Raw genomic sequence first — 3549 nt, forward strand, 5'->3', positions numbered from 1 at the left:
TCCCCGGCCCCGCGGCCCGGCCCGCGGCCGGGGCGGCGGCGGGGGTACCGGGTGGTGGGGGTGGTCGGGGCCGGGGACGTGGGCGCGGGGGAGGTGGGATCGCCGGTGGGCGTGGCGCTGCTCGGGGTGGTGTCGTCGTCGGTACTGTCGTCGGCCGTGGAATCGTCGTTGGACGAGTCGTCGTCGGTGCTGTCGTCGGTCTCGGTTCCGGGGTCCGTTTCGGTCGGGTCCTCGGTGGTCGCGGGGTCGGTGGCGGCCGGATCGTCACCACCGCCGGTCGCGCCACCGGACGTGTCACCGCCTGCGCCGTTGTTGTTCGTGCCCGCGCCGCCGGAGTCGTCTGTCGGTCCGTACAGCGGGTTGGTCGGGCTCACCGGTGTCGACAGCTTCGGAACGACCTTGTCGGCGTCGGTGAACGGGACCACGTAGTTGTCCTTCATCACCTGCCTGGCCTTCTCCTCGGCGTCGTCGCGCTCGTCGTCCTTGAGCCCGAACCAGGTGCTGGGCGAACCCCAGCTGAACTTGTCGACCACCTCGGGCAGGTTCTGCTTGGTCAGCGTGATCGCCTGCGCCGTCTCGCTGACACGGTTGGCCAGGGCTTCCAGCTCCGGCGTCAGGTCGGTTGCGCGCTGGGTGTAGTTGGTGATCGCCGTGCGCGACTTCTCCGCCGCCTGACCTTCCCAGGCCGCCGTACTCGCCCGGTTCATCCTGGCCGCGAAATCGGCGACACCCTGCCGCCACTTCTGGGCGATCTGGGTGTACTGGCCCGCCGCCGCCACCGCGTTGTCGTTGGGCTGCAGCGGATTGAACGCGTCATTGATCGTCGAATGCGAGAGGTCGAACGGCGACTCTTTCGCCACGATCGCGGGGTCTTCGAATGCCACGTCGCGTCCTCAGGCTCGGTCTTGCGGGGTATCGCCGCCGCCGGGAGTGCCCGGTTGCGGTGTCTCGGCCATGAGTTCGTTGTAGCGGGAAGCGAATTCGGCGTCGCTGGCCTGGAAGCGCTGGGCGATCGTGCGGTGCAGGACCTGGAGATCGTCGACGATCTGGTAGTGCTGTTCGAGGACGGCGTGGACGCTGTTGTCCGAGCCTTGGCCCTTCTGGCGGAACCGGCTCACCATGGTTTGTGCCGAGGTGAGCTCGGCGACCGCTTCGCCCAGGCCCCAGACCTCACGTTTGGATATGTCGGACGCAGTTCGTTGGAGCTCGATGATCAAGTCTTTGAACGTCTCGCATTCCCGTTCGATGTAGACGAACTCCTCTGCATCCAGCCGTACCGAGCCACCGAAACTCACCGAGAGCCGACCCTCTTGCGCTTCGGTAAGCAAGTCCTGCAATGGCCTATCACCACTCACAACAAGCCCCCTCTTTCTTATCCAAAGTGTGGAGTGTCCGTCACGCGCCCGCGGGAATCAACGGGACGACCTTCTCCGCGAGTCCCCGCGCCAGCGAGCAGGTATCCAGCTGACCGGTCTTCCGGCGGGAATCGGGGTTGTCCAGCGAGAACTCAATGCTCCCACCCTGCATAGCGACATTGAGCGTGCAGGTCGAGCGCGGATTCTTCTCATCGGCACGGCTGGTCGCCAGCGCAGTCCGTCCGCTGATGGCGTAGTCATCGCGAACCGTCAGCTTGGTGTTGGCCCGCACCTGATCGACGGTCAGATTGGTTGTGGTGATCCCGACGCCGTATCCATCGGACATCACCCAACTGCATCCCCGCCACTTGATCCCACCCGCACCGTCGAAATCAGCATTGTTGTTCGAACTGGCCCGATGCAGCTGCTCCGAATCCAGCACCGACTTCGGAATGTCCTTACACGGATCGAACCCAGCGGGAACCCCCGCAGCGAGCGCCTGCCCACTCGTCGTGCCCTGCCCGGCACCGGCATCACCATCACCCCCGGACCCACATCCGGCGACCAGCAACAACACCCCCAGCGTGGCCGACACAACCCAGCTACCTCGCACAACGCCCTCCTCGACAGCCATCTTTTCCTGCGCCGGGAAGTCCCCGCCCCGTCGGCACGCCACGCTACCCACCCGAACCGAGACCGGCAATCGACCGGCGGCTGCCCGCCCCGATCTGCCCGGACCGGCTGCGGCTGGGTTCTCCCCGTGATGCAGCGGTACCTCATGCTTACTTGGACGCACCACACCGATCGCCGGTTCCCGCCAATTTCGCCGACCCCCGAACCCGCGACAAGCGGGCTCACTCGGACAGCGGGACGATCGGTAGCCACCCCCGCGATCTCCCCGGCTCGAAGCCCCGACGCCGACACCGGGATCGACTCGACTTCGACGCGCAGTCGCTTCTCTGTAGGTCGCCCGAGCTTGTTTGAGCCGTCCTCATTGTGCCGATCGAAATGATGTCCACAACGCATCGAGTGGCACAACATACGCCCCCTCGTCATGTTCGAATACACGCGAGCCTGTGTAGAACACGACCGCGGTCGACAGTCGTGTGCCGAGGCGGTCCCGCAGGCTACGGATACCGCGGAGGTCCTCACCGTGGACTCGGCTGCCCGCTTTGAATTCGAAGGCGACGACGCGGCCGTCGTCGGCCTCGAGGACGAGATCAACTTCGTCGCCGGAGCTGGTGCGGAAGTGTCCGAAGGAAACCGGACCATCCCACCAGCTGACCTGTTTGAGGATTTCACCAACGGCGAAGGTCTCGGTCAGATGGCCGTATTCGGTGAGGACGGACGGGTCACCTGCGGCGATCTTCTCCGGCGTCAAGCCCATCCGCCATGCGCCGAGACCCGAATCGACGAGGTGCAGTTTTGGATGGCGGGCTATGCGAGAACCAAGCGTGGTTCCCCAGGCGGGTAGGCGCGAGACGAGGAAGACCGCCTCGAGCAGCTTGAGATAGTTCTCGGCAGTCGACTTCTCCATGCCGACCGCCTGCGCGACGGCAGCGATGTTGAGGACCTGACCGGTCCGAGTGGCCAAGTAGTCGAACAGACGCGGCAACATCTCGCGTTGCCGGATTCGGCTGAGTTCGAGCACGTCTCGGTCGAGGACGAGCTGGAGATAGTTGGCATACCAACGGGCGCGCGACCTGCCCGGTGGACGGCGCAGCGCCACCGGCATTCCCCCCGAGGTGATGCGTCGGGCATAGTCGTCTCGACTGGTGCTGCTGGTGAAATCGAAATCCGCCAGCGCCTCACCGCTCAGCAGCTTGTGCACGAATGTCTCCCGCACCCCGTCGATTTCACCTTGGGAGAGTGGGAGGACCTCGATGATGTCGACGCGTCCGGTCAGCGCCTGGCCTGCTTGCGGGAGAGTCGAGTAGCGCGTAGAGCCTGCGAGGACGAATCGGCCGGGGCTCAGGTCCCGGTTGAGTTCCGCTTTGATCGCATCCAGCAACTCCGGCACATGTTGGTACTCGTCGATGAGGATCGGGCCCTGGCCGGTGACCAAACGGCCAGGGTCGCTGCGGACTGCCGCTCGCACGGCAGGGTCGTCGCAATCGAGCACAGTACGGGCTGTCGACTCGGCGACATGGGTGAGAAGCGTGCTCTTCCCCACGGTGCGCGGACCGTTCAGGAC

General features: G+C 65.4%; 4 protein-coding genes. All 4 read right to left on the bottom strand.

The genetic code is table 11. From position 1 onward, the window contains the following. Positions 1-884, bottom strand: an 884-nt coding sequence (locus tag ACFWPJ_RS27775) for a WXG100 family type VII secretion target (RefSeq protein ID WP_378855688.1), incomplete at its 3' end; no start/stop codon positions are given. A 9-nt stretch (positions 885-893) separates the two neighbouring features. Continuing rightward, positions 894-1337 (bottom strand): hypothetical protein, encoded by a 444-nt coding sequence (locus tag ACFWPJ_RS27780; protein ID WP_378855690.1) that lies wholly within the window; start codon positions 1335-1337, stop codon positions 894-896. A 58-nt stretch (positions 1338-1395) separates the two neighbouring features. Next, positions 1396-1932 carry a DUF3558 domain-containing protein gene (locus tag ACFWPJ_RS27785; protein ID WP_378855694.1) on the bottom strand — a complete coding sequence of 179 codons (537 nt, stop codon included), beginning with the start codon at positions 1930-1932 and terminating at the stop codon, positions 1396-1398. 414 nt (positions 1933-2346) lie between these two features. Then, on the bottom strand, positions 2347-3549 hold a 1203-nt coding region (locus ACFWPJ_RS27790; protein ID WP_378855692.1), incomplete at its 5' end, for an ATP-binding protein.

The organism is Nocardia sp. NPDC058497, assembly GCF_042720195.1.
In the GTDB taxonomy this organism is placed as follows: Bacteria; Actinomycetota; Actinomycetes; order Mycobacteriales; family Mycobacteriaceae; genus Nocardia.